This window comes from Rhodoferax sp. ZS1R8 (assembly GCF_056521325.1).
Genome location: NZ_JBWMBA010000004.1, coordinates 488,125 through 512,280, shown reverse-complemented (window position 1 = coordinate 512,280; position 24,156 = coordinate 488,125). Strand labels below are relative to the sequence as shown.

At 61.6% G+C, this 24,156-nt stretch carries 23 protein-coding genes; 10 read left to right on the top strand and 13 right to left on the bottom strand.

The genetic code is table 11. From position 1 onward, the window contains the following. Window positions 1-102: 102 nt before the first annotated feature. The 11 genes from AC097P_RS16500 to AC097P_RS16450 all read right to left on the bottom strand — a co-directional run bounded on the left by AC097P_RS16500 (window position 103) and on the right by AC097P_RS16450 (window position 12,729). Window positions 103-525 (bottom strand): ExbD/TolR family protein, encoded by a 423-nt coding sequence (locus AC097P_RS16500; RefSeq protein WP_479611518.1) that lies wholly within the window; start codon window positions 523-525, stop codon window positions 103-105. A gap of 4 nt (window positions 526-529) precedes the next feature. After that, window positions 530-1,246, bottom strand: a complete 717-nt coding sequence (locus AC097P_RS16495) for a MotA/TolQ/ExbB proton channel family protein (protein ID WP_479611517.1) — start codon at window positions 1,244-1,246, stop codon at window positions 530-532. A 44-nt stretch (window positions 1,247-1,290) separates the two neighbouring features. Further along, a complete protein-coding gene (locus AC097P_RS16490) occupies window positions 1,291-1,935 on the bottom strand; it encodes an energy transducer TonB (protein ID WP_479611516.1) in 645 nt (214 codons plus the stop codon). A gap of 10 nt (window positions 1,936-1,945) precedes the next feature. After that, a complete protein-coding gene (locus tag AC097P_RS16485) occupies window positions 1,946-2,629 on the bottom strand; it encodes a Fe2+-dependent dioxygenase (protein ID WP_479611515.1) in 684 nt (227 codons plus the stop codon). A gap of 10 nt (window positions 2,630-2,639) precedes the next feature. After that, a complete protein-coding gene (locus tag AC097P_RS16480; protein WP_479611514.1) occupies window positions 2,640-4,949 on the bottom strand; it encodes a TonB-dependent receptor in 2,310 nt (769 codons plus the stop codon). Window positions 4,950-5,168: 219 nt separating this feature from the next. Next, window positions 5,169-7,250 (bottom strand): TonB-dependent receptor, encoded by a 2,082-nt coding sequence (locus tag AC097P_RS16475; protein WP_479611513.1) that lies wholly within the window; start codon window positions 7,248-7,250, stop codon window positions 5,169-5,171. 198 nt (window positions 7,251-7,448) lie between these two features. Beyond that, complete coding sequence (locus tag AC097P_RS16470; protein ID WP_479611512.1) at window positions 7,449-7,769, bottom strand: DUF3325 family protein; 321 nt, start codon at window positions 7,767-7,769, stop codon at window positions 7,449-7,451. Next, on the bottom strand, window positions 7,763-9,364 hold the full coding sequence (locus tag AC097P_RS16465) for a PepSY-associated TM helix domain-containing protein (protein WP_479611511.1): 1,602 nt from the start codon (window positions 9,362-9,364) through the stop codon (window positions 7,763-7,765). Before AC097P_RS16465 ends, AC097P_RS16470 begins: the two co-directional genes overlap by 7 nt. A 22-nt stretch (window positions 9,365-9,386) precedes the next feature. After that, window positions 9,387-9,686 carry a hypothetical protein gene (locus tag AC097P_RS16460; RefSeq protein WP_479611510.1) on the bottom strand — a complete coding sequence of 100 codons (300 nt, stop codon included), beginning with the start codon at window positions 9,684-9,686 and terminating at the stop codon, window positions 9,387-9,389. A 32-nt stretch (window positions 9,687-9,718) separates the two neighbouring features. Next, window positions 9,719-10,483 (bottom strand): DUF4198 domain-containing protein, encoded by a 765-nt coding sequence (locus AC097P_RS16455; RefSeq protein ID WP_479611509.1) that lies wholly within the window; start codon window positions 10,481-10,483, stop codon window positions 9,719-9,721. A gap of 20 nt (window positions 10,484-10,503) precedes the next feature. Further along, window positions 10,504-12,729, bottom strand: coding sequence for a TonB-dependent receptor (locus AC097P_RS16450; RefSeq protein ID WP_479611508.1), 2,226 nt, complete (start codon window positions 12,727-12,729; stop codon window positions 10,504-10,506). A gap of 213 nt (window positions 12,730-12,942) precedes the next feature. On the opposite strand from AC097P_RS16450, the gene hemP reads away from it, so the two are divergent. The 10 genes from hemP to AC097P_RS16400 all read left to right on the top strand — a co-directional run bounded on the left by hemP (window position 12,943) and on the right by AC097P_RS16400 (window position 22,678). Beyond that, the gene (gene hemP / locus AC097P_RS16445; protein ID WP_479611507.1) at window positions 12,943-13,149 is read left to right on the top strand and encodes a hemin uptake protein HemP; all 207 of its coding nucleotides are present in this window, start codon (window positions 12,943-12,945) and stop codon (window positions 13,147-13,149) included. Window positions 13,150-13,228: 79 nt separating this feature from the next. Then, entirely contained in the window at window positions 13,229-15,436 is a 2,208-nt protein-coding gene (locus tag AC097P_RS16440; RefSeq protein WP_479611506.1) for a TonB-dependent hemoglobin/transferrin/lactoferrin family receptor, read from the top strand. A 10-nt stretch (window positions 15,437-15,446) separates the two neighbouring features. After that, window positions 15,447-16,529: a hemin-degrading factor gene (locus AC097P_RS16435; RefSeq protein ID WP_479611505.1), complete on the top strand. Its 1,083-nt coding sequence runs from the start codon at window positions 15,447-15,449 to the stop codon at window positions 16,527-16,529. Continuing rightward, window positions 16,517-17,419: a heme/hemin ABC transporter substrate-binding protein gene (locus tag AC097P_RS16430; RefSeq protein WP_479611504.1), complete on the top strand. Its 903-nt coding sequence runs from the start codon at window positions 16,517-16,519 to the stop codon at window positions 17,417-17,419. The genes AC097P_RS16435 and AC097P_RS16430 overlap by 13 nt, the downstream gene beginning before the upstream one ends. Further along, on the top strand, window positions 17,416-18,477 hold the full coding sequence (locus AC097P_RS16425) for a FecCD family ABC transporter permease (protein WP_479611503.1): 1,062 nt from the start codon (window positions 17,416-17,418) through the stop codon (window positions 18,475-18,477). The genes AC097P_RS16430 and AC097P_RS16425 overlap by 4 nt, the downstream gene beginning before the upstream one ends. A gap of 13 nt (window positions 18,478-18,490) precedes the next feature. Continuing rightward, window positions 18,491-19,327 (top strand): ATP-binding cassette domain-containing protein, encoded by an 837-nt coding sequence (locus tag AC097P_RS16420; protein WP_479611502.1) that lies wholly within the window; start codon window positions 18,491-18,493, stop codon window positions 19,325-19,327. Beyond that, the gene (locus AC097P_RS16415) at window positions 19,324-20,049 is read left to right on the top strand and encodes an energy transducer TonB (protein WP_479611501.1); all 726 of its coding nucleotides are present in this window, start codon (window positions 19,324-19,326) and stop codon (window positions 20,047-20,049) included. Before AC097P_RS16420 ends, AC097P_RS16415 begins: the two co-directional genes overlap by 4 nt. A 117-nt stretch (window positions 20,050-20,166) precedes the next feature. Next, window positions 20,167-20,919, top strand: coding sequence for a ChaN family lipoprotein (locus AC097P_RS16410; RefSeq protein ID WP_479611500.1), 753 nt, complete (start codon window positions 20,167-20,169; stop codon window positions 20,917-20,919). 14 nt (window positions 20,920-20,933) lie between these two features. Then, window positions 20,934-22,184 carry a DUF2325 domain-containing protein gene (locus AC097P_RS16405; protein ID WP_479611499.1) on the top strand — a complete coding sequence of 417 codons (1,251 nt, stop codon included), beginning with the start codon at window positions 20,934-20,936 and terminating at the stop codon, window positions 22,182-22,184. A 233-nt stretch (window positions 22,185-22,417) separates the two neighbouring features. Beyond that, window positions 22,418-22,678 carry a (2Fe-2S)-binding protein gene (locus tag AC097P_RS16400; RefSeq protein WP_479611498.1) on the top strand — a complete coding sequence of 87 codons (261 nt, stop codon included), beginning with the start codon at window positions 22,418-22,420 and terminating at the stop codon, window positions 22,676-22,678. 14 nt (window positions 22,679-22,692) lie between these two features. Here AC097P_RS16400 and bfr read toward each other — a convergent pair whose 3' ends face one another. Further along, window positions 22,693-23,169 carry a bacterioferritin gene (gene bfr, locus AC097P_RS16395; RefSeq protein ID WP_479611497.1) on the bottom strand — a complete coding sequence of 159 codons (477 nt, stop codon included), beginning with the start codon at window positions 23,167-23,169 and terminating at the stop codon, window positions 22,693-22,695. A gap of 138 nt (window positions 23,170-23,307) precedes the next feature. Continuing rightward, window positions 23,308-24,129, bottom strand: coding sequence for a posphoenolpyruvate synthetase regulatory kinase/phosphorylase PpsR (gene ppsR, locus AC097P_RS16390; protein WP_479611496.1), 822 nt, complete (start codon window positions 24,127-24,129; stop codon window positions 23,308-23,310). Between the last annotated feature and the right edge of the window lie 27 nt (window positions 24,130-24,156).

Genomic DNA, 24,156 nt, shown 5'->3' with positions numbered 1-24,156 from the left:
GATGACGAAGTAGTGACAAAACCGCTGCACCGTGCTGCAACGGGTGTCGATGGATTCAAATTGGTGCCGCTGCGCTATCGACCAGGCAGCATGTGGAGTAGGCTACTTGGTGGGATCCGTGATGAACCCAATTTTGCGCAAGCCAGCCTGCTTGGCAGACGCCATCGCATGTGCGACGAATTCGTAACGCACAGCCTTGTCGCCGCGGATGTGGAGCTCAGCTTGGGGTTCCTTGCGGGCTTCGGCTTCCAGCATCCCCGCCAGTACATCCCGCGAAACAACGGTCTGGTTCCAATAGTAATCACCTTGCGCATCCACACTGAGCTGAATGGTCTCGGGTTTGATGTCCTGGCGCTGGACGGTGGCACTGGGTAACTCGACCTTGATTGCGTGTTTCATGACCGGCACGGTGATGATAAAGATGATCAGCAGCACCAGCATGACGTCGACCAGCGGCGTCATGTTGATCTCGTTCATGACCTCGGTATCGTCACCGCCGGTGGCTTCTTGCATTCCAAAGGCCATGGTTCTAAGCTTTCTTCATGGCGATGATTTTGCCGTCTGCCGGGTTGCTGCCGACGCGGGCGCCGGTCACGAAATAGGCGTGCAGGTCGTGGGCGAAGCGGTTCAGCTTGGTCAGGATGGATTTGTTGCCGCGCACCAAGGCGTTGTAACCCAGCACGGCAGGTATTGCCACTGCCAGGCCCAGCGCAGTCATGATCAGTGACTCGCCAATGGGGCCTGCCACCTGATCCAACGTGGCCTGGCCCGAAACACCAATCCCCATCAATGCGTGGTAGATGCCCCAGACGGTGCCAAACAGGCCAACAAACGGTGCTGTGGAGCCTACCGACGCAAGCACGGCAAGGCCGCTCTGGAAGCGGGCTGTGCTGTCGTCAATGGAGTTGCGCAGCGAGCGGCTGATCCAGTCGCTAATGTCCAGCGTGTCGTGCAGTTGGGTTTGCGTGTGGCGGTGGTGGGCCGTGGCCTCACGGCCAGCGTTGGCCAGTTGCACAAACGGATTACCGGCTTGCGTACCCAACTGCGCTACGCCGTTGGGATAGTCTGCGCTGTGCCAAAAATCTTCGGTGCGCTGCGCCAGCGATTTGTATTTGATGATGTCCAGCGCTTTGATCAGGATGACCATCCACGACGCTAAGGACATGACCAGCAGCAGCAGGGCCACTGATTTGGTGACCCAGTCGCCCTGGTTCCAGACGGCGATTAATCCGATTTGCGATTCCATAAATACTCCACTAAAAAATGATGGGACCGACCGGGGCGGGTTGGTTACTCAAGAACAAAGGTAAACGGCACGTTGAACCACATGGCCTCGGCAACGCCCGCGCGTTTGCCGGGCACGTAGCGCCACTTGCGTGCCGTGGCCAAAGCGGCCTGGTCCAGGCGCTCGAAGCCGCTGGACTGTTGAATGTTGGCGTCCTGGGCCACACCGTCAGCACCAATCAGTGTGCGGATCACGACCTTGCCCTGTTCACCCATGCGCTTGCTCAGTGGCGGGTAAGGGGGTTTGGGATTGTTCAGGTAGTCCGCGTCACTCGACGGCAGCTCCAGCTTGGGCGGAGCTGGGGCTACCGCCGTGCTGGTCGTTGCCGTGGCGGTGCTGGGTGTCTTCTCGCCGGTGTTCGTAGGCGCAGATGGGGCTACTGGAGCCGGCGCCAGTTCTGATGGCTGTGGCGCGGGTGTTGCCACCGCCAACGGTGTGGGCGGGGCGGCCGGGGCCTGCTTGGTCTGCACCGGCGTTGGCGCTGCGCGCGGTGGCACGGGTGTGTCGACCGGCGGGGTGTACATCTCTACCAGCACTTGGGCGGGCACAAACACTTCAACAACCCGGCGCAAAAGCCCAGCCTGCAACGCCCACAGTGCGCCCATGTGCAGCAGTAAAACGGCAGTAACGATACGGAGATTACGGCTCATCGGTGGTACTTCAGGTATCGGCCCACATGCGCAGCAGGTTGTGGTAAACGCCAGTCAGCGCAGTGGTCTCAGCGGAATCGCCATGGCGCTGGCGTAGTGCCAGCAAATTCATGTCCAGCTCGTACAGCAGGCGGCGCTGTTCATCGCCGCGCACCATGCTCTCGATCCAGAAAAAGCAGGCCAGGCGGTGACCCCGGGTGACCGGTTTTACCTGGTGCAGGCTGGTGCCCGGGTACAAGATCATGTGGCCCGCAGGGAGCTTTACCGCCTGTTCGCCGAAGGTGTCGGCAATGCACAGTTCGCCGCCGTCGTAGCTGCGGGGGTCCGACAAAAAGATCGTGCACGAAACATCGGTGCGCACGCGTTGCCCGTTTTCGGGCAGGTAGCGCACCGCGCCGTCGATGTGATTGCCGTAGTAGTTACTGTCGCCGCCATAGCGGTTGAAGCGCGGTGGAAACACCCGTTTGGGCAAGGCAGCAGAGAAGAACAAGGGACTGCGCTCCAGTGCGCCCAACACCACGGTGCGCAAGCTGCGGGCGGCTTCGCAGTCGTGGTCCAGCTGCTCGTTGTTCTTGACCTGGCGGGCCAATTCGCCGGTGCCCTTGCGCCCATCCGCCCACGGCGCAGTGGCCAGCGCGGTTTGCGCCTGTTGCACCTCTTCAGGCGTCAGTATGTTGGGTAGATGGAGCAGCATGGTGCGGGTATCAGAACTTCACATTCAGCGTGAGTTGTGCATTGCGACCTGCACCGGGGATGTAGTGGCCGGTGTACAGGGAGTCGCCGTACACAACATTGTTGATGTTCGCCACGTTGCCCTTGAGAGATACCTTTTCATTGAAGGTGTACTCGGTCATCAAGTCCACGGTGGTGAAAGCAGGTGCGGACCAACCGGGGTTGCGCAGCGGCGTTTGTTCGCTGCGGAAATTGATGCCGGCTCCGACGCGCCACTGCGCATCGATCTGGTAGGTGGTCCATACGGTGCCGCTGTGGACGGGCGTCAGGGCAGGGCGTTCGCCCGCGCGGTCACCCACGCCAGCAGTGGGTGCCGCCACGTCGATGATCGCGTCAGGCATCCACATGTAAGAACCAAACACTTCCCACTTGGGGCTCAGGTGCCCAGACAGATCGATTTCGAAACCGCTGCTGTGGCGCTGGCCGGACAGCAAAAACTGTTGGGCCGCAGAGTCTGGGTCGGTGTTGCGCTCGTTGAATTTGGTGGATTGGAAAATTGCCAACCGGGTCGTGAAGCGTTTGTCCGATGAATCCAGCTTGGCGCCGAATTCGATGTTCCTGCTTTGCTCGGGCGGCGTGTTGGCGCTCAGGGCGCTGTAGGAGTAGGTATCTGCCGAGGTATTGAATGACGTACCCCAAGAGAAGTGGTATGAGGTCAGGGAATTGGGTTGGAACAGCGCGCCCAAGCGTTGGCTCCAGTCACCAATGTTTTGTGCATAGCTGGAACTTACGGCGCCAGTGGCCGTGGTCAGCGTGTTGTAGTCGCCACGCATACTGTCAAACCGCAGGCCGCCCAGCACCTTCCAAGCCGGAGCCACCTGCACCATGTCTTGCGCATAGACGCCCAGGTTTTGGGCCTGGAAAGCGCTTGCACGCAAGACGGTGCGGGCGCCTTCGTTGATGGCTGCGCCGTCAAAAGGCGTACCGGCCAACGTGGTGGGCTTGGGAACAGCGGCGACAACGTATACGTTCTTGGACTCGCGGGCAAAATCCAGCCCAGCCAGGATCTCGTGCTTGACACCCCATGCGGTGAGTTTGTTGCTGTAGTCACTTTGTGCGTACAGCGAGTCCAGGTCCTGGATCTTGGCATTGTTGCCGCGGTTCAAAATCGTGCCAGGACCGAAGGTATCCAAGGCCACCGTAGTAGGGCACTGGGGGTTGGTCACCACACCGGTAGCGGCATTGGTGCTGCGGACACAGTGGCGGACGGTGCCGGCGCGCTGGTCGCGCTCGTAGGAACCCTTGCGCACCACGGTCTTGATTTCACTATCGTGGTCAAAGCGGTGCAGGTGGCTGGCGGTGATGTACTTGGCCGTACCGTTGTTGTAGTCGCTTGCCAAGCCGAAGTAGGCGCTGGGGTCGAGCTTGTCATTCACAGTGACGGCCGACACCGGCGCGCTAGCGGTGGGCCTGATCCATGGCAAGCCATAGTTCATGCCGTTGTTGTTTTGCAGGCTGTACAGACCCACCGAGAATTCATCTGCGGTGCCAATGCCAAAGCGGTAGGCGCCAGCAATGCCTTTTTTGTCGATGCTGCTGCCCGCGCCATTGTTGTCGGCCTTAGTCACCATGGCGTTGACGCGCACGGCAGCGTTTTCGCCGGTCTGCACATTGAAATCACCGGTGACACGGCGGTAGTTGAAGCTGCCGACGGTGGTGGAAATATCGTGTTGGTCAATCGCGCGTGGTGCTTTGGACACTTGGTTCACGGCGCCGCCGGTGGAGCCGCGACCAAACAGCATGGAGGCAGAGCCGCGCAGCAATTCAATACGGTCGTTGTTAAAGGTGTCGCGGTCGTAGAAGGCGGGGTCGCGCATGCCATCCACAAAAATGTCGCCGGTGGTGGCTAAAGAAAAGCCGCGCAGGCGGATGTCTTCTTCGCCGCCTTCGGCCGCCTGAAAGGTTACGCCGGCGGTGTTGTGCAGGACATCCTTGAGGGTGTCCAGGTTGCGGTCATCGATCAGTTTTTCAGTTACGACAGTCACGGACTGGGGAATGTCGCGTAAGGCCTGGTTGCCCTTGCCGATGGTGGTTGTGGTGGCGCGCACGCCGTCTTTGCCTTCAGGCGCTACCGCGGTCTCTTTGATGACGACCGGTTTGAGCGTCTTGGTTTCCAATGCGCCGGTGTTTTGCGCCATAGCACTGAGCGAGCCCATCAACAACAAGGCGCCCAGCGGAAGTTGTTTGGAGTTTCGTCCGGATGCTATTGTTCTACGAGCTGCCATCGCCGTGCGGATGAGGGCTGGAGGCTGGTTTTGCTTGGAGGCTTTGCGGTGGGTCATGGTGCGACTTGGGTCGTATAGGGCTAGGGGGAAACTCACCGGAGCTCGTAACTCCAGCGGTATGGCTGACAAAAATAGCGTTGCGTTATTCTAAATGCGAATCGTTGTCATTAGCGGTAACCCTGAAACATTTTTGGGCCCGTCGAGACTTCGGTGCGGTTGTGCGAGAAAGCCCCCCGCAGGCTAAGGGGCGTTGATCGGAGCGTTTGGTGCGCGCTGTTAAAACTGGCGCCTCCACGACAGGGTGTAGGTATGCCCACGCCCGGCAAAATAGTCGTCGCTGGTCCCCGATGGGCGAGATTGGGCGTAGTAGCCGATGTATTGGCGGTTGAACAGGTTTTCGATACCCAGACTCCAATCACCGACCGGCGAAGACCAGGCCAGCGAAGCGTCCGCCTGCGTGTAGCCGTCGAAGTGTTCCTCCAGGTTTGCGGTACCGGCTGTTCGGCCGATGTTGATGTGGCGCGACGCGTAGTGCGAGGCTTGCAGCCGCGCCGAGGCGCCCGGCGCGAAGGCCCAGCGCGTGGCAAGCACCAGTTTTTCCGGTCCCTGGTAGCGCGAGCTCAGGGCCACGTCCAAGGGCTGCCCTTCGGCGGCGGCCGTCACGCTGTCGGTGCGGGCATAGGTGGCGGTGAGCGTCCAGTCGCGCGACGGACGCAGTTCGCCTGCTAGTTCCAGGCCGCGCACGCGCACCGGCACGCGCACCGCCGAGCCGATGCCGGTGGCAGCATCGATACGCACCTGTCCGCTCAGGTCCGACGATGACTCGTATACCGACGTGGTGAGGCTGCCCAAGCGGTGCTGCCAGGTGAAGCCGGCCTCCTTGTTGCTGGTGACGATGGGTTGCAACGCCACAAGGTTTTCTACCGAGCGACCTTCGACGTTGACGGCGCGCAGCACCAGGCCCACGTCGGGCAGGCCGAAGCCTTCACTGTAGGCGGCAAAGCCGGACCAACCTGGCGCGAAACGCCACACCGCGCCGAGGTTCTTTACCAGCGCGTCGAAGGAGCGTTCACCGCCCTGGACCTGGCGGCGGCCGTAAGCGGCCAGCGAGGTGTAGGTGTCAACCGCGAGTGCAGCGTGCTCGCGGCGCAGGCCGCCACGCAGCGTGACGGGACCGACCTCGTACTCCAGCTGTGCGAACGGTGCGATGCTCTGGAATGCAAGTGGCGGCACCCAGTCTCGCCCGGTCAGCGCCAGGCGCTGCTTGGAGGTGTCGGAGAGCCAGTCGAGGCCACCGGTGAGTTCCAGGCCGCGCACAACGACATCGGGTCGCACCCAAGAGGCGCGCAGCCCGCGTTTGTCGGCGACGATGTCGCTTTGGTCCACCAACGTGCCGTTGGGCGCGATGCGCGCGTCCTGGAAATTGGCGAAGGTGCCGGCGCCGTACAGCGACCGGAAGTCCTGCTTGTACACCTGAACGGTGGCCGAGCCACCGGCCAGCGCTTCGTGCGTCCAATCCAGTGACGCAGTGCGCACCTCGTTGCGCGGCGTGTTTCCCCGCACGGTGCCGCCTTTTTGGGCGGAGGTTGGCAGGCCTGTCGCGCGGTTGCCGCTGACAAGTGTCCAGTCGCCGTTGCCGGTGATGCGGAACTGGTTGAACGAAGCGCCCACGCGCTGGTCGGGCGCAAAACGCCAGCCGACCTTGGCGAAGATGTCCTGGCCGGAGCTGTCCTGCAAATCACCCTGGGTGGTTTCCACGCCGAGGCGACGGCCGTCACCATCCACGCTCACGCCGCGCTGCACGCCGCCGAGGTAGACCACGGCATCGAGGGCGTCGCGTTTGTGTTCGAGCAGATAACCGAGCTTGACCGTGGCGTCGTCGGAGCGGCCCTGGGTGCCGAGCTTGGCGTCCACTGTGTGGGTGGTGCCTTCCTTGCGCGGCGTGCGCGAGATATAGTTGATGATGCCGCCAGTGGCGCCGAGGCCCTGGACTGCCGAGGGCCCGCTGATGACTTCGATGCGTTCGATTAGCGCGGGGTCGGCGAAGTAACCCTCACGCGCACCGGCGCGCAGCGGATTGCTTTGCGGAATGCCGTCGAACAGAATCAGCGCAGTGCGCCCGCGCATGGACTCGCCCGCGCTGGTGAGTTTCTGTGTGGATGGTGCGTAGCCGGGAACCTGGCTGGCAAGCACCGCGCTGAGATCCTCGGCCACGCGCAGTTGCTCGTCAAGATCGGTGCGCGAGATCACGCTCACCGCCCCCGGGATGCGGTCAACCGCCTTGCTGCCGCGCGTAGCGGTAACAACCACGGGTGACATCGTCTCCCTGTCGGCGGAGGCGAGTAGGGTGGGCTGCATCTGGGCCGCTTGACTCGGGGCCTCCGAGGACACCTGGGACCAGGATGGCGTTGACAGAAACGTGGCAGCGAGCGCGATGGCGGTGCGTTGAAAACGGGTGTAAATATTTGCCGAATGCATGGTACGGAATCGTTTGGATAGTGAATAAAAAGACGCGGCGAGCGCCGCCCTGAAGCCCGCTCGCGAATAAATGACTGCTCAAGGGAGTGGACGTCGCTCCAAACGGCGGACCACATTGCCCACGCCACGCAACCAGTGCGGGCGCCAGGTCAGCGTCAACGCCACGGCCATGGCCGCCGCGGCCATCTCCAGCATCCAGAGCAGGCTGCCGAAGCTGGCGCCCTGGCTGATGCAGCAAACCACCAGGCTCAAGCTAATTGCTATAAAACCAATAGCGCGCTGCGCAGTAGGGGCGAGGGCTACAGCGCAGTTTTCTCCAAACACCCGTTGAAGGTGGCGGGGCTGACTCAGCGCCAGCAGCGCGAAGCCCAGCAGATTCAACAGCAATGCGATCAGCATGGGAATGCTCTCTCCGCAGTGGCTAGCTGGGCGGTCGTGTCCGGTGCGCGGCGTGTCAAACGCCGCGCGACCAGGCCGGCCAACGCGGCCAACCCCAACAGCAGCAGGTCCACACCTGCGACCGCCCACAAACCCCGCTCCAACGTCGCGCCCAAGTGGTGGCCGGTAGTAACCCAGTTGAGGGCCACGGCAAACAGTGCCAGACCCGCTACGGCCATCGCCTGCTCACGCCAGGCGGCGCGTTTGCGCAGCGCAGCGTGGGCCAAGGCAACCAGCCAGGTCACGAAGAACGCCCAGACTTCCCAGTCCGCGCGCCCGTATCCGCCCAGATTCACTTCGGCCGGCAGCAGCCGGTTGGCGATCAAAAATCCCATTGTGGCAAGCAGGATGCCCGGCACGCTGAACACCGTGAGCGCCTCCACGACACGCACACCAACCAAGCCTTTTTTGGCATGGCTGGCGCGCCGGCTTTCCAGCCAGAACAAGAAACCGGTGGCGATCATCACGCATCCGGCCAAGCCCGCCCAGAAGTACAACCAGCGCAGCGTCCAATGCTGGAACTGGATGAAGTGCATGCCGTTGGTGAAGCGCGAGGCCGTGGCAATCGGCGCGGCTTCAAAGCGCTTGAGCACGTCGCCCGTGGCCGCATCCAGGTACATCTGGTCCAGGTGCATGGTCACGCTGTCGGCGTAGCTGCGGCGCAGTTCCACATAGCTGTTGGCATTGCCCGGATGCCAGACCCGCACGAAGTTGACCTGCCCGCCGTGCCAGTGGTCCTGGGCTTGCGACACCATGGCGTCCAGCGAAGCCATGGGTCGGGACGGGGCTTGTTTGGCTGGCTTTGTTTCCGGCGGCTCGGCCTTCGCCCGCCGGTATTGGCCCAAGGCTTCGGAGTGGAAAACCTGGCGCGCATCGCTGGCCTCTGGGTACGCAGCCAGGGCACTGGGCCAATAGATGCTGAACAAAATCATCAGCCCTGACAGCGCCACCACAAAATAAAAAGGCAGGGCCAGCACGCCGGTCAGGTTGTGCAGGTCCAGGCTGGCGCGTTGCACACGCTTGTGGGGGCGAAACAAGAAGAAGTCGGCAAATATCTTGCGGTGAATCACCACGCCGCTGACCACCATGACCAGCATGGCCATGCCAGCCAAGCCGACCAGCCAATAGCCCACATCCATCCACTTGAGGTGCAGGCTGTAATGAAACGGGAAGATAAATCCAGTGGCCGCCAGGGTATCGGTGTGCGCCAGCACGGCACCCGTCTGCGGGTGCAGGTAACGGCGCTCCGTGGTTTTGGTGGCTTCGTCGCGCCAACGCAGTTCAATGTACGGCGTGCGATCGCTGGGCAGGCGAATGAACCACTGCGAAGCGCCATGGGCCAACCGATTTGCACTGACGGTGATAGGGCCGTCCAGTTGCACTGCGGACGGATTGGGCGCTGCGACCAGGCGCGTTCCGGGCCGCATCCACTGGTCCAACTCGCGGTCGAACACACTCAGCGAGCCCATCCAGAAGATGGCAAACAGCAAGCTGCCGATGACCACCCCAGCCCAGGTATGCAGCCAGGCCATCGATTTGCGAAAAGTCGTCTCCATCCTTACCTACGCTCCGTATTCGTCATGCGATCTGCCGTTGGATCGCCAGCATCAGCCCGTACGCCAGTGCCGTGCCACAGCCCAGGCAAAGCCAGAGCCGCGCCAGACTTCGCACACTAAAGGCCCACAGCAGCACCAGCAGATACAGAACAAAACCCAATAGGGACGCGGCCACCACGGCTTCGCTGCGGGCCAGGCCCAGCGCGGTCAGGCTCACTGCAACCAATGCCACCAACGCGGCACTGAATCCATAGCCGCCCAGCACCGCACCGACCACCCGCAGCAATATCGACACCGCCGTGGCGACCGTGACGCGTTGCATGCGGTTGGGCGGTGAGTGGAGCGGCGACGCCATCAGTGCATGGCTCCGGGGCCGGATGCTCCACCACCCGTGCCCTTGGTACTGATGCCGCGTGCCTGAACTACCGTTAACGTGGCGCGGTGGCGAATGGCGTCAAAGGGCTTGCCCTCAAACTCACCGGCTTGTGCCTCCTTGTAAATGGCTTCCAGCACATATTGCCCGCGCCAGGGCAAAGTGAACCGCAGGCGCCCGGCATCGTCCGTCTTGTGCTCCTGCTGCCAGTCGTTGGGTGCATAGACGACGAGCTTGGTGTTCGCCAAAGGCTTGCCATTGAACAACACCAGAATCGTGTCCTTGCTGCCAGGTACCGGTTGAATATCCAGCGGGAGCTCGGTAGTGGGTGCAATGGGCTGTTTCAGCGGCCATACGCTATGGCGCGCGTAATACATGGGCTTGACGACGCCCAGCCCGTGGGCGGTCCAGTCCTTTACCGGGTATTGGGTCTCGCGGGCTATGAGCTGGTGTGACAGAGGGCCGCCCAGCGTGAAGTAGTGCTGGGTGCGCTCTACGGTGAGCGTATGGTCGGAGCCCGCCGCGCCGGGCAGTGCCCCACCCAAGGCCCAGGCCTCGGGCGAGCGGATGTCGTCCATGCGCCCAGGCGATTGTTCACGCACCTCGGCCACTTCTCCGAAGTAAATGTGTGCGGTGTTGGCGCTGCGTTCAATCCAGATGTAGTGGGCCTGCGCCACCGATGGCAATGCGCACAGCGCAGCGACGCTAAGCGCCGCGAGTGTGGAGGATGCAAGAGCTTTCAACATGGTGTTTTCGCCGTGTCGGTTTAAAACTTCACGCGCAACGTGAGCTGAACCTCGCGCGGCGAGCCGGGCACGATCAGGTTGTCGTTGCTGCCGTGGCTGGAGACGATGTACTTCTGGTCCGTGACGTTCTTTACGTTCACGCTGGTTTCAAACCGTCCCGCCTTGTAGACGGCGGCCAAGTCCGCCGTCACATACGACGGCAGCGTGACCAGGTTGGTCAGCGAGGTGAAGCGTTCACCCACGTAGTTCAAACCTCCGCCCAGGCTGAATCCCTGGCCCAGGTTTTTCATGCCCCAGATGAAGGCGCTGTGGCGTGGTGTGAGCGACGGGACCTTGCCCAGCGATGCCACGGACACCACCGGCAATTGTGATGACGTGACCTTGGCCACCGACTGCGTCATCTGGCCATCCAGGAACGCGTAGCCTGCGCTGGTATCCCAACTTCCGGGCAGACGGCCATTGGCGGTCAACTCCAGGCCGTTGGTGCGCTGGGTGCCGACATTGATTTGCTGCGCCGGATTGGCCGGATCGGTGTTTTTGATGTCGCTGCGTTCCAGGTTGAACACGGCGGCGGTCACGGCCAGCGCACCATCCAGAAAGTCCAGCTTGCTGCCGGCTTCAATGTTGCGGGTGAATTCGGGCGCGTTGGCCGCATTGTTGGCCGCCAGCGCAAACGCCTCTGCCGACGGTTGGAACGAGCGGCTGTACGACAGGTAGTAGGACTGCGACTCGGCGGGCTGCCACACCAGCCCGGCGCGCGGGCTGAAGCTGGTGTCCGTACGGGCCAGGTCGGCGAGCTTGCGGTCGAAGTTGGTGGCCTGCTTGAATTGGTCGAACCGCACACCAACGAGGGCTTTCCAATCCTTTGCCAGCGTGACGCGATCTTGCAGGTACACACCCAGCACGTCCTGTTGGGTATGGCTGGGAATGGCGCTGTCGGCGAGGTAGCTGGCTGCGGGAATGGCCGGCACTGGCATGCTGCCGGGGTTCAGGATGGACACGCGGTCCACCGTGCCACCAGCGACTGATTCCACGCGGCGCGTCTGTTGACCCAGTTCCAAGCCGAATAGCCACTCTTGCTGCAAGCCGCCAACCGCATTCTTGTAGGTGAAATCCGTTTGGTTGAACCAGCCTGACTCGTCGCGCAGGATGAAGCTACGGGTGCGCCCCACGGTCAGCGCCACGGGATCTGTGGTGCCGCCCGTCAAGGTGTTGTAGCGGTCGAGTTCGTAGCTGGAATAGCGGGTGGTGTTGCGCACGCTAAAGGAGTCGGTGAAGCGGTGGTTTAGCGTGGCGGTAACGGATTCGACCTGGCTGGTCGTGGTGTCGTCCTTGCGGGCGGTGCCTGAGCCGTAGTAGGTGTTTGCTGAGACGTCCACCGGGCGGCCGTTCAGCGCGGGGATGCCAAAGTCGGTGAGGCGCTGGTCGCGCGCCTTGGTGTATTGCAATGTCAGGTCGGTTGCGCTGGCCAGCTTGAGCGCCAGAGACGGTGCGATGCTGTAGCGGTCCAAGAACTGCTGGTCGCGGTAGCTGCCAGAGTCTTCTCGGGCTAGGCTCAGGCGAAAGGCGGCCGACTCGCCGGCGGCGATATTGAAATCGCCTTCGATGCGCTTCAGGTCAAAGCTGCCGACACTCAATATCGCCTCGCCGGACGTGTCGCCAAACTTGGGTTTCTTGGTGACGCGGTTGATCAAACCGCCCGAGGAGCCACGCCCGTACAGCACGGCCGACGGACCCTTGAGCACTTCCACGCGGTCGATATTGGACAAGTCGCGAAAGTACAAGGCATCGTCACGCACGCCATCAATGAACTGGTCGGCAATGGCTGAAAAGCCGCGGATGACGACCTGGTCGCGCTGGCCGTCGCCGCTACTAAAGGCCACACCAGGAACATTGCGCAGGGCGTCCTGCATGGAGCGTGCGGCCTGGTCCTTCAGCAACTGTCCCGGAATCACATTGACGGCCTGCGGAATGTCGCGCAGCGGCGCGCTCCCCTTGGTGGCGGTGCTGCTCGCAGCGGGGGAGTAGCCGTCGTCGGCAGAAGCCGTAACCGTAACCGTAGGGAGGGTTTGCGCCCGGACTGCCTGGGACACGCCCAGTGCCACGGGCGTAAGCGCCAGGATTGCTATTAATTGTGTAGCTCGTTGTGAAGGTTTTGTGGGGGCCTTGGAGGATTTACTCTTGATAGAAGTTGGGAACTCAAAGAGCGAGGAGGAGGAGGGCGCAATGCGCGAATACGTCAGCATGTTGAAAACTCAGGCCAAGATTGCTGGCTGGCTGCGCCACGCTTGGTGGAGCTGGCTGGCTGTTAACATATCTTAACATATAAATGAGAATCATTTGCATCCAATGACTCGTTCATTGACCTATTGACTCGCCGCCCAGCTATGGACTCGAAATGTTCCACATCTGCAAACTTTTCCCATAAATGCGAACGATTCTCATTTATAATTGAAGCTATGCAATCCAACCGACCTGATCTCGACAACCCATCACAAAAGCCGAACACGTGGCCATCGGACGGCGCTGGCGGACTGTCCGCGCCAACGATGCGGATCTCCAGCCAGGCGTTACTCCGGGGAAACAACCAACTTGAAATCGAGCACAACGGCGCGCTATACCGATTGCGCCAGACGTCATTGGGAAAATTGATCCTGACGAAATAAGGCGCGCGCCCGCTAATTCGCACACTGCACCAGCCAAGCCTTCGCCAGCCAGTGCCTAAAACAACTTTTAGGACTCACCATGCTGCGCAAGACGCAAATCGCACTGGCTCTAGGTATCGCTTGGGGACTGGCTCCCGCACTGGCATCGGCCCAGGTTCCGCCAACCGTTTTTCCGGTTGCTGAATCAGATGTTTCCACACTGAGTGAAATTACCGTCAGCTCAACACGTACGGAGCGCCGCGTTGATAAGGTGCCCAGCACTGTCACCGTCACTCCCGCGGCCAAGATCGAGCAAGACGGCGCCCGTGACATCAAAGATGTGTTTCGCAACGAGCTGGACGTGACCGTGCGCGCGGCTCCCACGCGCTTTACGGCTGCTGGTGCCGCGACGGGACGTGCTGGCAACGAGGGCATCAATATCCGGGGGCTGGAAGGCAACCAGGTGCTGATGATGGTGGACGGTATTCGTGTGCCCAACAGTTTCTCATTCGGTTCGTTTGCAACCGGACGGGGTGATTTTCTGGACGTAGACGGCATCCGGACCGTTGAAGTACTGCGCGGCCCAGCGTCCACGCAGTTCGGTAGTGATGGCCTGGCGGGCGCGGTGGCTTTCCGCACGCTGGACCCTGCTGACCTGCGCAAGCCGGGCGAATCGGTTGGTGGTTTTGTGCGGTCCAGCTACGCCGGTGTTGACCGTTCGGGGTCCAACACCGTGGGTGTGTCGGGCGCCAGTGGTGGCTGGCAGGGTCTGTTGTTGGGTAGCTTCCGCCAAGGCCACGAGGTTACCAACAAGGGGGACAGCGAAGCGCAGAACGCCAGTCGCACGGCCCCCAACCCGGTGGACTACAGCAACCGCTATCTGCTGGCTAAAGCGGCATTTTCGATAGACCCCGCGCAAACTCTGGTCGTCAGCTGGGAGAGCCAGAAGCGCCGGCAAAACACAGAAGTCTATTCAGGCCGCTCAGTGCCGCCGCTGGCTGCGGCCAGTGTTATCGACCTGGACACGCGCGACCTGGTGGACCGTGACCGCGTGTCGCTGGAGCACCGCTTCAACGATCTGAACGCAACCCTGGTGCAGCGTGCAGAAACCCGCTTCTACGCTCAGGATGCCAAGGTCAACCAATTGGGTATAGAAGACCGGTTAGCGTCAGCCGATCGCACACGCGACAACACCTACCAGACTAAAGTGGTGGGTGCATCCACTCTGCTGGAGACCAACGTAACCACGGGGTTTAACCAGCGCCTGACGTATGGCCTCGACTGGAGCCGCGCGGAGGTGAGTGGGGTGCGCGACGGTACCGTGGCGCCCTTTGGAGAGACTTTTCCGACCAGGCCCTTTCCCGATACCACTTACACGCTTGTAGGCGCCTTCGTTCAAAGTGAGATCGAGACCGGCTCGCTGAGCGTAATCCCCGGTTTGCGCTATGACCGCTACGACCTATCGCCCTCTACCGCGGGTTACACCAGTGGCGCTGCGGCCGCACTGTCGGGCCAGGCCGCGACACCGCGGCTGGGCGTGGTGTGGCAATTGGCGCCGGCATTTGCGCCGTACGGACAAATCGCCCGGGGCTTCCGGGCACCGACGCCAGACCAGGTCAACAACGGCTTTACCAATCTGGCCTCGGGCTACACCAGCATCGGCAATGCCAGTCTGAAGGCCGAGCAGGCCGACAGCTTGGAAATCGGCTTCCGAGGCAAGAGCGGTGGCCTTCGTTACGCGGTTGCTGCGTTTAACAACCGCTACCAGGATTTCATCAGCCAGCAGGTCGTGGGGGGTGCAGGAACACCAGCCAACCCCACGGTCTTCCAGTACATCAACTTGGCCAATGCGCGCATCCAGGGGTGGGAGGCGCGCGCGGAATGGCAACTGGACACCCGTTGGACCACCAATGCTGGCGTAGCCTTTGCAAAGGGCGACAGCGAAGCCTATGGCATCAGCACGCCGCTGACTACCGTGCAGCCGCTGAAGGCGGTGTGGGGCCTGCGGTTTGACGACAGTACCTGGGGTGTGCGTGCCAATGTGGTCTACAGCGAAGGCAAGGACGCCGGGCGCATTGCACCCGCGGCGGCTACGCCCTTTGCACCATCGGCTTACACGGTATTGGATATGGGTCTGTACTGGAAACCCGTGCGCAGCCTGACGCTCAACGCCAATGTGAACAACGTGCTGGATAGCAAGTACTGGCGCTGGTCCGACGTCAGCGGCCTTGCCGACAACAGCATGGTGAAGGATGCCTACACCGCACCCGGCCGTACCGTTCAAGTTTCCGTTCGCTACGACTTCTAAGGAGATTTCCATGTCCGTACTGCACGCATCCATTCGCGATACCTTTACCGAACTGCGACGCACCAGCAAGGCGCGCCACCGCGACATTGCGGACAGGCTCCGAATATCCGAAGGTGAGCTGATGGCCGCGCACGTCGGCATTGCGAGTGGCCACGCCAATGCTGTGATGCACGCCACCCGCCTGCGACCAGAATGGCCGTTCATCGTCGAAGCGTTGGAGCCGCTGGGCGAGGTGATGGCGCTGACGCGCAACGTGTCGTGTGTACATGAAAAAACAGGCGTCTACCGTAAGGCCAGCCACCACGGCCAGATGGGCCTGGTGTTGGGTGGTGAGATTGACCTGCGCGTCTTCTACAACCAGTGGGCTCATGGCTTTGCGGTGTCCGAGCAAACTGAACAGGGCGTGCAGCGCAGTTTGCAATTTTTCGACGTGGCGGGCGTTGCCATCCACAAGATATTTCTGAGGCCGCAAAGCGATGTGGCGGCCTATGTCGGCTTGGTCGTGCGCTTCTCTGCTGGAGACCAGACCACCGGCATCGCGGTGCAGGCCACGGAACCCAAGGCCGCTGAACGCCTTGATACCGACATTGATGTCGCAGGCTTTCGAAAGGCCTGGGATTCGCTGCGGGATACGCACGAGTTCTTCGGTTTGCTGAAGAACTACGGCGTGTCGCGGACCCAGGCCCTGCGCCTGGCTGAGCCCAAATACGTGCAACAGGTGGATGTGGACGACTGCCAGAGCGTGTTGCAGGCAGCTGCATCCGAAGGCGTTGCCATCATGGTGTTTGTCGGCAACCCCGGCATGATCCAGATCCACTCTGGCGTGGTCAAGAAAATTGCGGTGATGGGCCCCTGGGTCAATGTGTTGGACCCAGGTTTCAACCTGCACCTGCGCGAAGACCACATCGCCAGCGCCTGGGTCGTCAAGAAACCGACGGTGGATGGCCTGGTCACGTCACTGGAATTGTTTGATGCACACGGCGAAACCATCGCCATGTTTTTTGGCGAACGCAAGCCAGGCAAGCCAGAGCTGTGCGAGTGGCGGGCTCTGATCGAAACCATCGCGCAGGAGCCCCAACCGTGCGCGGCGTAGTTGATCGTCGTTCAGTCATGCAGCAAGTGGCCGCGCTGGCGGGCGGTGCGCTTGTGGCATCCCTTGCGCCAGAACGGGCCAGGGCTGCTATCTCAGCAAACGCAAGGCGCATAGTCAGCGTAGGTGGGGCTCTGACCGAGATAGTGTTTGCCTTACAAGCCGACGGGGAACTGGTCGGCGTGGATACCACGTCGCTTTTTCCAGCGCAGGCTCAGAAGCTGCCCAGCGTGGGATATGCGCGTACTCTGTCCGCCGAGGGCGTTTTGGCGCTTGCGCCAACCCTGTTGATAACCACGGAAGATGCGGGCCCTGCCGCCGTGTTGCGACAGTTGTCCGCGGCCGGCGTGCCGGTAACCGTGTTGGCTGCGAATCACCAATTCGAAGGTCTGTTGGAACGCGTGAAACGCGTCGGGGAGTTGACGGGAAGGGCGGCACAGGCCAGTGCGATGCAACAGGTGCTGCAAAGAGACTGGGAGCAGTCGCGCGGAGCTGTTGCGCGGCGTGCCGCGGCCAAGCCGGTGCGGGTCTTGTTTGTGCTGGCCCATGCACCCAACCAAACCATGGTGTCCGGGCTGGGGACCAGCGCCCACGCCATGCTGGAGTACGCGGGTGCCACCAATGCCATCACCGGATTTTCGGGCTACAAGCCGCTAACACCCGAGGCCGTTATAGCGGCTCAGCCCGATGTGGTGTTGCTCACCGACCAGGGGCTGCAGGCCGCAGGCGGTATCGATGGAATTCTCAAGCTGCCGGGCCTTGCACAAAGCCCGGCAGGTCGCGGTCGGCGCGTCATCGCGCTGGAGGCCATGTTTCTTCTGGGCTTTGGGCCGCGTTTACCCGCGGCGGTATCCGTCTTGGATACGGCAATTGCAAAGGCAATGCGTTCATGAACGCAGTGTCTCTGCACTTGCGCCCTTTTTTACAACTGGACAAGGCCCGCCCGGCGGCCTTGCTCCTTGCGGCGGTGCTGGCCAGCATTGCGGTTGCAGTGCAATGTGGCGCGGTTCCGGTGCGGGGAAGTGACTGGTTGAGCATCCTGGGCCAGGCGGACCAGCCCAATACAACTGCCGGCAGCTATGTGCTGTGGAATATCCGCCTGCCACGGGCAATATTTGCAGTGCTGATTGGCGCCAGCTTGGGCATGGCGGGCGCGTTGACGCAGGGTCTGTTTCGCAATCCACTGGCTGACCCCGGCTTGCTGGGCGTCAGCGCTGGTGCCGCGTGTGCGGTGGCGCTAACCATCGTGGTGTTTGCGGGTTTCAACTGGCCCGTCCCATTGGCTTGGCGCATTTGGCTGTTGCCCGCGGCCGCTTTTTGCGGAGCATTGGGTGTGTGTTTTACGTTGGACTGGGTCGCCCGCTGGGTGACACCGGGTTCTATCGCCGGCTTGTTGTTGACCGGCGTAGCTTTGAACGCCATGGCTGCAGCTGTCATTGGCCTGTGTACGTACCTGGCCAGCGACGAGCAGTTGCGCAACCTTTCGTTCTGGACCCTGGGTTCACTGGCGGGTGCCAACTGGGCGCTGGTCGCGTTGTTGTCTGCTTTGTTGACTGTGGCAGGCTGGCGTATGCACAAATTGGTGCGCGCATTGAATGCGCTGTCGCTGGGGGAACCTGCGGCCGCCCACGTGGGTGTGGACGTGCGGCACTTGCGGCGCAATGTCATTGTGCTGGTGGCGCTGCTGGCCGGTTTTGCGGCGGCTTGGTGCGGAATGATTGGTTTCATAGGTCTGGTTGCGCCGCACCTGGTCAGAGCCTGGGTCGGATCGGACCAGCGGCGCCTGTTGCCCCTGGCCACGTTGGCTGGCGGCTTGCTGCTGCTGTTGGCTGACACGGTGGCACGCACGGTGGCGATTCCGGCAGAGATACCCGTAGGTATCTTTACCGCGCTGCTGGGCAGCCCGTTTTTCTTGCTGCTGTTGCGTAGTGCGCGTGGCCGCATAGGCTGAAGGACGAATTCCCATGCTGATGCAAACCAGGTTATCCACCGTAGTGCTAGCGTTGGACGCAGCATCCACCACGCTTGCCTCCCAACGCTTCGGACCATTCAACGCCACCGTGCGCGGGGGCGAGCGTATTGCCATACTGGGCCCAAGTGGTGCCGGCAAATCAACTTTACTGAGTCTGATGTCCGGCGAGCGCGGGGCGGCTGGCGGGCAGGTTCAGTTCTTGGGGCGGCCCTATGCCCGCTGGAGCGTGCTGGAGCGCGCGCAGCATCGGGCCGTGTTGCCGCAATCCGCAGATGTAGCCTTTGGTCTGCCGGTAGAGCTAGTGATAGGCCTGGGCCGCGTGGCCCGAGAGCACGATCCTCTGCTGGACGAGGTGGTGCTGCAGGCCGCGGGTCTTGCGCGTGCCGCACATCTGCTAGGGCGGCGTTTTGGCACACTGTCCGGCGGCGAACGCGCGCGGGTGCACATGGCGCGGGTTTTTGCCCAACTGTGGGACGTGCGCGATGGCCTGGTCCTGGTCGATGAGCCCCTGTCTGCGCTGGACCCAAGCCTGCAGTTCGATCTGTTGGACAGTCTGGATGCCTATGCCTCTGAGCGTGGCCATGCCGTGGTAGCCATCCTGCACGATATCAACCATGCCGTGCTCGGATTTGAGCGCCTGTGGCTGGTGGCCGATGGCCAAATGGTGGGCGATGTGGCCTGCACAGCTGCCGTGGTGCCGGCGCTGGAGGCGCTGTACGGCATTGCTCTTGCCTGCACGACGAATACGCACGGCGACCTGGTGATCACACCCACGCGCAGGCGAGCCTGCAGCCTGGCGCACCAGCGAACGGAAACCGTGGTGGTATGAGCCTGCTTGGGCCATTCTTAGACACACGCGCCGCTCGTGCAGCGGTCGTGGTGGCTGTGGCGCTGCACGCGGGGGTGTTGGTTGGGTTGGTGCAGTACAGCCGCTCGGGCATCACGCCCAGCATCCCGCAGACCCGCGCTGGCAACTACCAGCCCATCTCGGTGGTTTTTGTCGAAGAGGTCCCGTCCGGTGTGTCAACGGCCTCGCATGCACCTACGCTCGCCCCTCTTGCACCAAGGCCCGTGCACACCCGGCCCGTAGAGCATGCGGTTAACCCGGTCACGCTGTCGGTGCAGGCGGGCCGCGAGCCCGTTGCGGAAACGGCGCCAATGGTCGCTGCGCAGGCCTTGCTGATGGCCAGCGCCGCCGACATCGCTGTGCGAGAGCCCAAATCGCCAGCCGCCGGTTACCCCTCGGACGACACGCGCGCCGACGGACCGCCTTTGCAGGCTGGCAAACCGGACTACGCCTACAACCCTCAGCCTGACTACCCCGTACTGTTGCGCGAGCAGGGTATCGGTGGTGTCGTGTGGTTGCGAGTATGGGTAGACACCGAAGGCCACCCCGGCGAGATCAAATTGGCCAAGGGCAGCGGCTACCGCTTGCTGGACGATGCGGCCTTGCGTGCCGTACGGCAGTGGCGTTTTGTGCCGGCAAAAAAGGGTGAACAAAGCCTGGCCAGCTGGGTCGAGTTTCCGATCCGTTTTACGTTGAATGGATAGTTGATGCAAGAACAACAAACCAACAGAAGTCTTTTATCGGATAGCTCTGTGCGTTCCGTGTTGGGCATGTTATTGACTACTGCCCTGGTAGGTTGCGCAGTGCAGCCCCCGCAGCCGATGGCGAACATCTTGCTGCTGGGCGAGGTGCATGACAACCCGCTGGGCCACACGCAGCGGTTTAAAGACCTGCGCCAGCGGGTGGAAGGCGGTTGGCGACCGGCCATCGTCATGGAACAGTTCGACCGTGAGAACCAAGCCGCACTGACGCAGGCACTGGCAACGTGTGCGGACGCGCAATGCGTCATTGCAGCTGCAGGTGGCAAGCGCTGGGCATGGCCGTATTACGAACCCGTCATTGCGCTGGCTCTGCGCTACCGGCTCTCGTTGGTGGCGGGCAATGTGTCGCGTGCGGATGCGACCATCGCCGTGAAGCAAGGCTTGGCCGCGGTGCTGGGTGCAGAGAACGCGGCAGCCTTCGGGCTGCAGGAGCAGCTTCCGAGTGACCTGTTCGACGGCCAGCGGCATGCCATCGAGACAGGCCACTGTAGCAAGATGCCCGACGCCGTGGTCAGTGGCATGGTCCGCGGCCAGGTGGTGCGCGATATCTGGATGGCCAAGATGCTGCTAGAGCATGCCAAACCCGCCGTAGTGCTGCTGGCTGGCAACGGCCATGTGCGCAAGGATCTGGGTGTGCCTCGTTGGTTGCCGCCTGCAATGCGTGTCGATACAAAAGTAATTGGCTATGTAGAGCAGGGTGACGCCCCTGACCCCGCGGCCTATGACGAGACCATCACCGTGGCAGCACACCCGCGCCCGGACCCGTGCCTGGTTTTTGCAACCCCCCTGGCTGCAAGCCGTCCACCCCAATGAGAGGAGACTCTGTCATGTGTGATCACGATGCAAAACTGGTAACCAAGCCCTCAACCGGATCACGCAGGCGCCGGCTGTGGGAGTTGGGCCACGAATGCCATTGCCCCGTGGTTGGCGTCTGCATTCCATTGGACACTCTGCGCCGCATCGTCAACAAGGCTCTGGGCGGCAAAGCGTTGGCCGATGACTATGAGGTACACGTGGGCGCAGTGGCTGAGTGCATGCACCGCAACCGGCTGTCTGAGGCGCTGCAAGATGAACTGGAGCGGCGCTACGCGCTGGAGATTCAGCGTTTCAGGGCCGCCAAGACCCCACGGTCCCTGGCTGAGCTTTGGAGTCAGGCCATACGCCAGGGCGATGTGGCGGGCGCTTTCTGGGCCGCGCTGGTGCACCCGCGCTGCGACGCAGTCCTGCAGGAGGTGTTGTGCCGCGACATGCACATGATCCAGCACCAGGCCGGTGCCAATGTGCGTATCGACGTGGCCCGCTTCACCGCCGTACTGGACGAGAACGCCGTGCTGACCCGCGAGCTGGGCCGCGTGCAGGAGCGCAGCACCCGCCTACTGGCCGAAAAATCCGCCGAGATCGCCCGCCTGACCACACAGCACATGCGTGTCAAGGCCGACAACATCAGCAAGGAAAGCCGCATCGCCTTTTTGTCGGAGGATTTGGCCGCACTCAAAGCGTCCAACCCCGCGCTGGACGCCAGCACGCGGCTCCTGAAAAAGATGGACCAGATGGCTGAGCGACAGGCCGAGTTGGAGGCGCAAAACGCCGCGCTTAGGCACAAGCTGCTCGTGGCCGCTAGGGCGCTGGAAGCAGTGAACACCGAACCACCCAGCGCACCGAGGCCGGCCAGTACCGAGCGCACAGAACCCCGCGTGTCTCCTGTAACGCTATACCTGAAGCAAAAGACCGTGCTGTGCGTAGGAGGGCGCACCGGCAACATTGCCAACTACCGCGATCTAGTCGAGCGCGTCGGGCGGCGGTTTGCGCACCACGACGGCGGCCTGGAAGACAACCAGAGCGTGCTGGACGCCAGCCTGGCTGCCGCCGACCTGGTGATCTGCCAGACAGGCTGCATCAGCCACAACGCTTACTGGAAGGTCAAAGACTTCTGTAAACGCACCGGCAAGCGCTGCGTCTTTGTCGAAAACCCCAGTACTTCTTCGCTCGTGCGCGGGCTGGAGCAAATATCAGACGCCGATAGAGAGCTTGTTACTGCATCATCCGTTGGCCTGCCGAACGGGGCCGCCAATGCGTAAATGGGCGGCAAAGCTAGTCATGAAATCGGGCTCTAGCCCTCGCCAGCCTAGCGTAAGCAGCTATCAAAATTATAGCGATTTTGAGCCTTGCCGCTGCTACTAGCGCCTATCAGCTTGTGCGAAAGCCCGACAGCGCCATTGACCCCGCAAGAAATATTGCTATTGCGAATGCGAGAAATTCGCATTTATAATGGAAACTCCATTACAAGCCACCCGTAGGGGGGCGTAGCGCCATGATTGTTTGTGTCTGCAAACGTGTTTCTGACCGAGAAATTCATCGCCATGTCCGTGCGGGCATGGGCTTTGACGACATTCAGTTCGAACTGGGTGTGGCCACGCAGTGCGGCAAGTGCGAAGAGTGCGCCCGCGATGTTGTCGCCCAGTGCCATCGCACGCACCCTGTAGCTGCCCTGGCTTGCGAAGCGCAAGTCATCATGTTCCACAGCAATCGCCAGGCCGCGCCGGCCCGGCAGCCTGCCAGCGTGCTGTCCTGATCGTAGCTGCCGCCCTAGCTGGACGCTTCCATCTGGCTTTGCAGGTAGTTCTGCAGGCCGACTTTGGCAATCAGGTCAATCTGGGTTTCCAGAAAATCGATGTGCTCTTCGGTATCGTCCAGAATGCCCTGCAGCAGATCGCGTGAGCCGTAGTCGCGCACCGATTCGCAGTGTGCAATGCCGGCCTTGATCGTTGCCTGAGCACCTTGTTCGCTCTGCAGGTCGCACGCCAGAATTTCCGGCACATCTTCACCCACCATAAGTTTGGATAAATCCTGCAAGTTGGGCAGGCCGTCGAGCATGAAGATGCGGTCCATCAGCTTGTCGGCATGCTTCATTTCGCCGATGGATTCTTCGTACTCTTTCTTCGCCAGCTTTTCGAAACCCCAGTGCTTCAGCATGCGGTAGTGCAGAAAGTACTGGTTAATGGCGGTCAGTTCGTTCTTCAACTGCGCTTGCAAATGCGTGATAACTTGTGCGTCACCCTTCATGGGAATCTCCTCAAAATAGTTCGTCCTTATTGTCGCCTCCATCGCGCAGGTTCCCAAGCGAAATCGCCAATAGCCACGTGTTGCTGGTCTTTTTACGTATGAGGTTGATAGGCGTTCGCATCCCACGGTCCGCACAAGTCAGTACACCAGCCGCTCGGGGTGGATCTCTTGCAATATCGTCGTGGCGATTTCCTCTATCGACTTGGTCGTGGTGGACAGCCAGCGTATGCCGGCGCGGCGCATCATGGCCTCGGCCTCGCTGATCTCCATGCGGCAGTTGTCCAGCGCAGCGTATTTGGAATTGGGCCGGCGCTCGTTGCGAATTTCGCTCAGCCGCTCGGGCTGTATGGTCAGCCCGAAAATTTTGGCCTTGTGGGGCACCAGGGCAGGCGGCAGTTGCTTGCGCTCGAAGTCTTCGGGAATCAGCGGGTAGTTGGATGCCTTGAGCCCGTATTGCATGGCCAGGTACAGCGAGGTCGGCGTCTTGCCGCTGCGGCTCACGCCAACCAAGATCACGTCGGACTGTTCCAGGTCACGGTTCATTTGCCCGTCATCGTGGGCCAGTGAGAAGTTGATAGCCTCAATGCGGCTTTGGTAGGCCTTGCTCTTGCTCGCATCGCTGAAGCGGCCGATGCGGTGGTTGGATTTGAGCTTGAGTTCCTGCTCCAGCGGGTGCACGAACATGCCAAACATGTCCAGCAGCATGCCCTGGCAGCCGTCCTGTATGACCTTGAGCACCTCCATATTGACCAGCGTCGTGAAAACAATAGGGCGTTCGCCGTCCACCACAGCCGAATTATTGATTTGCCGCACCGCCTGGTGGGCCTTGTCCACGGTGTCGACAAAGGGCAGGCGCACGTGGCGGGCCTTGGTCTCAAACTGGGCCAATATGGCGTTGCCAAAAGTCTCGGCGGTGATGCCGGTGCCGTCGGAGACGAAGAATACGCTGCGTTGGGTCATGGTCGCGCTCGCTGGGTTGTTATCGGT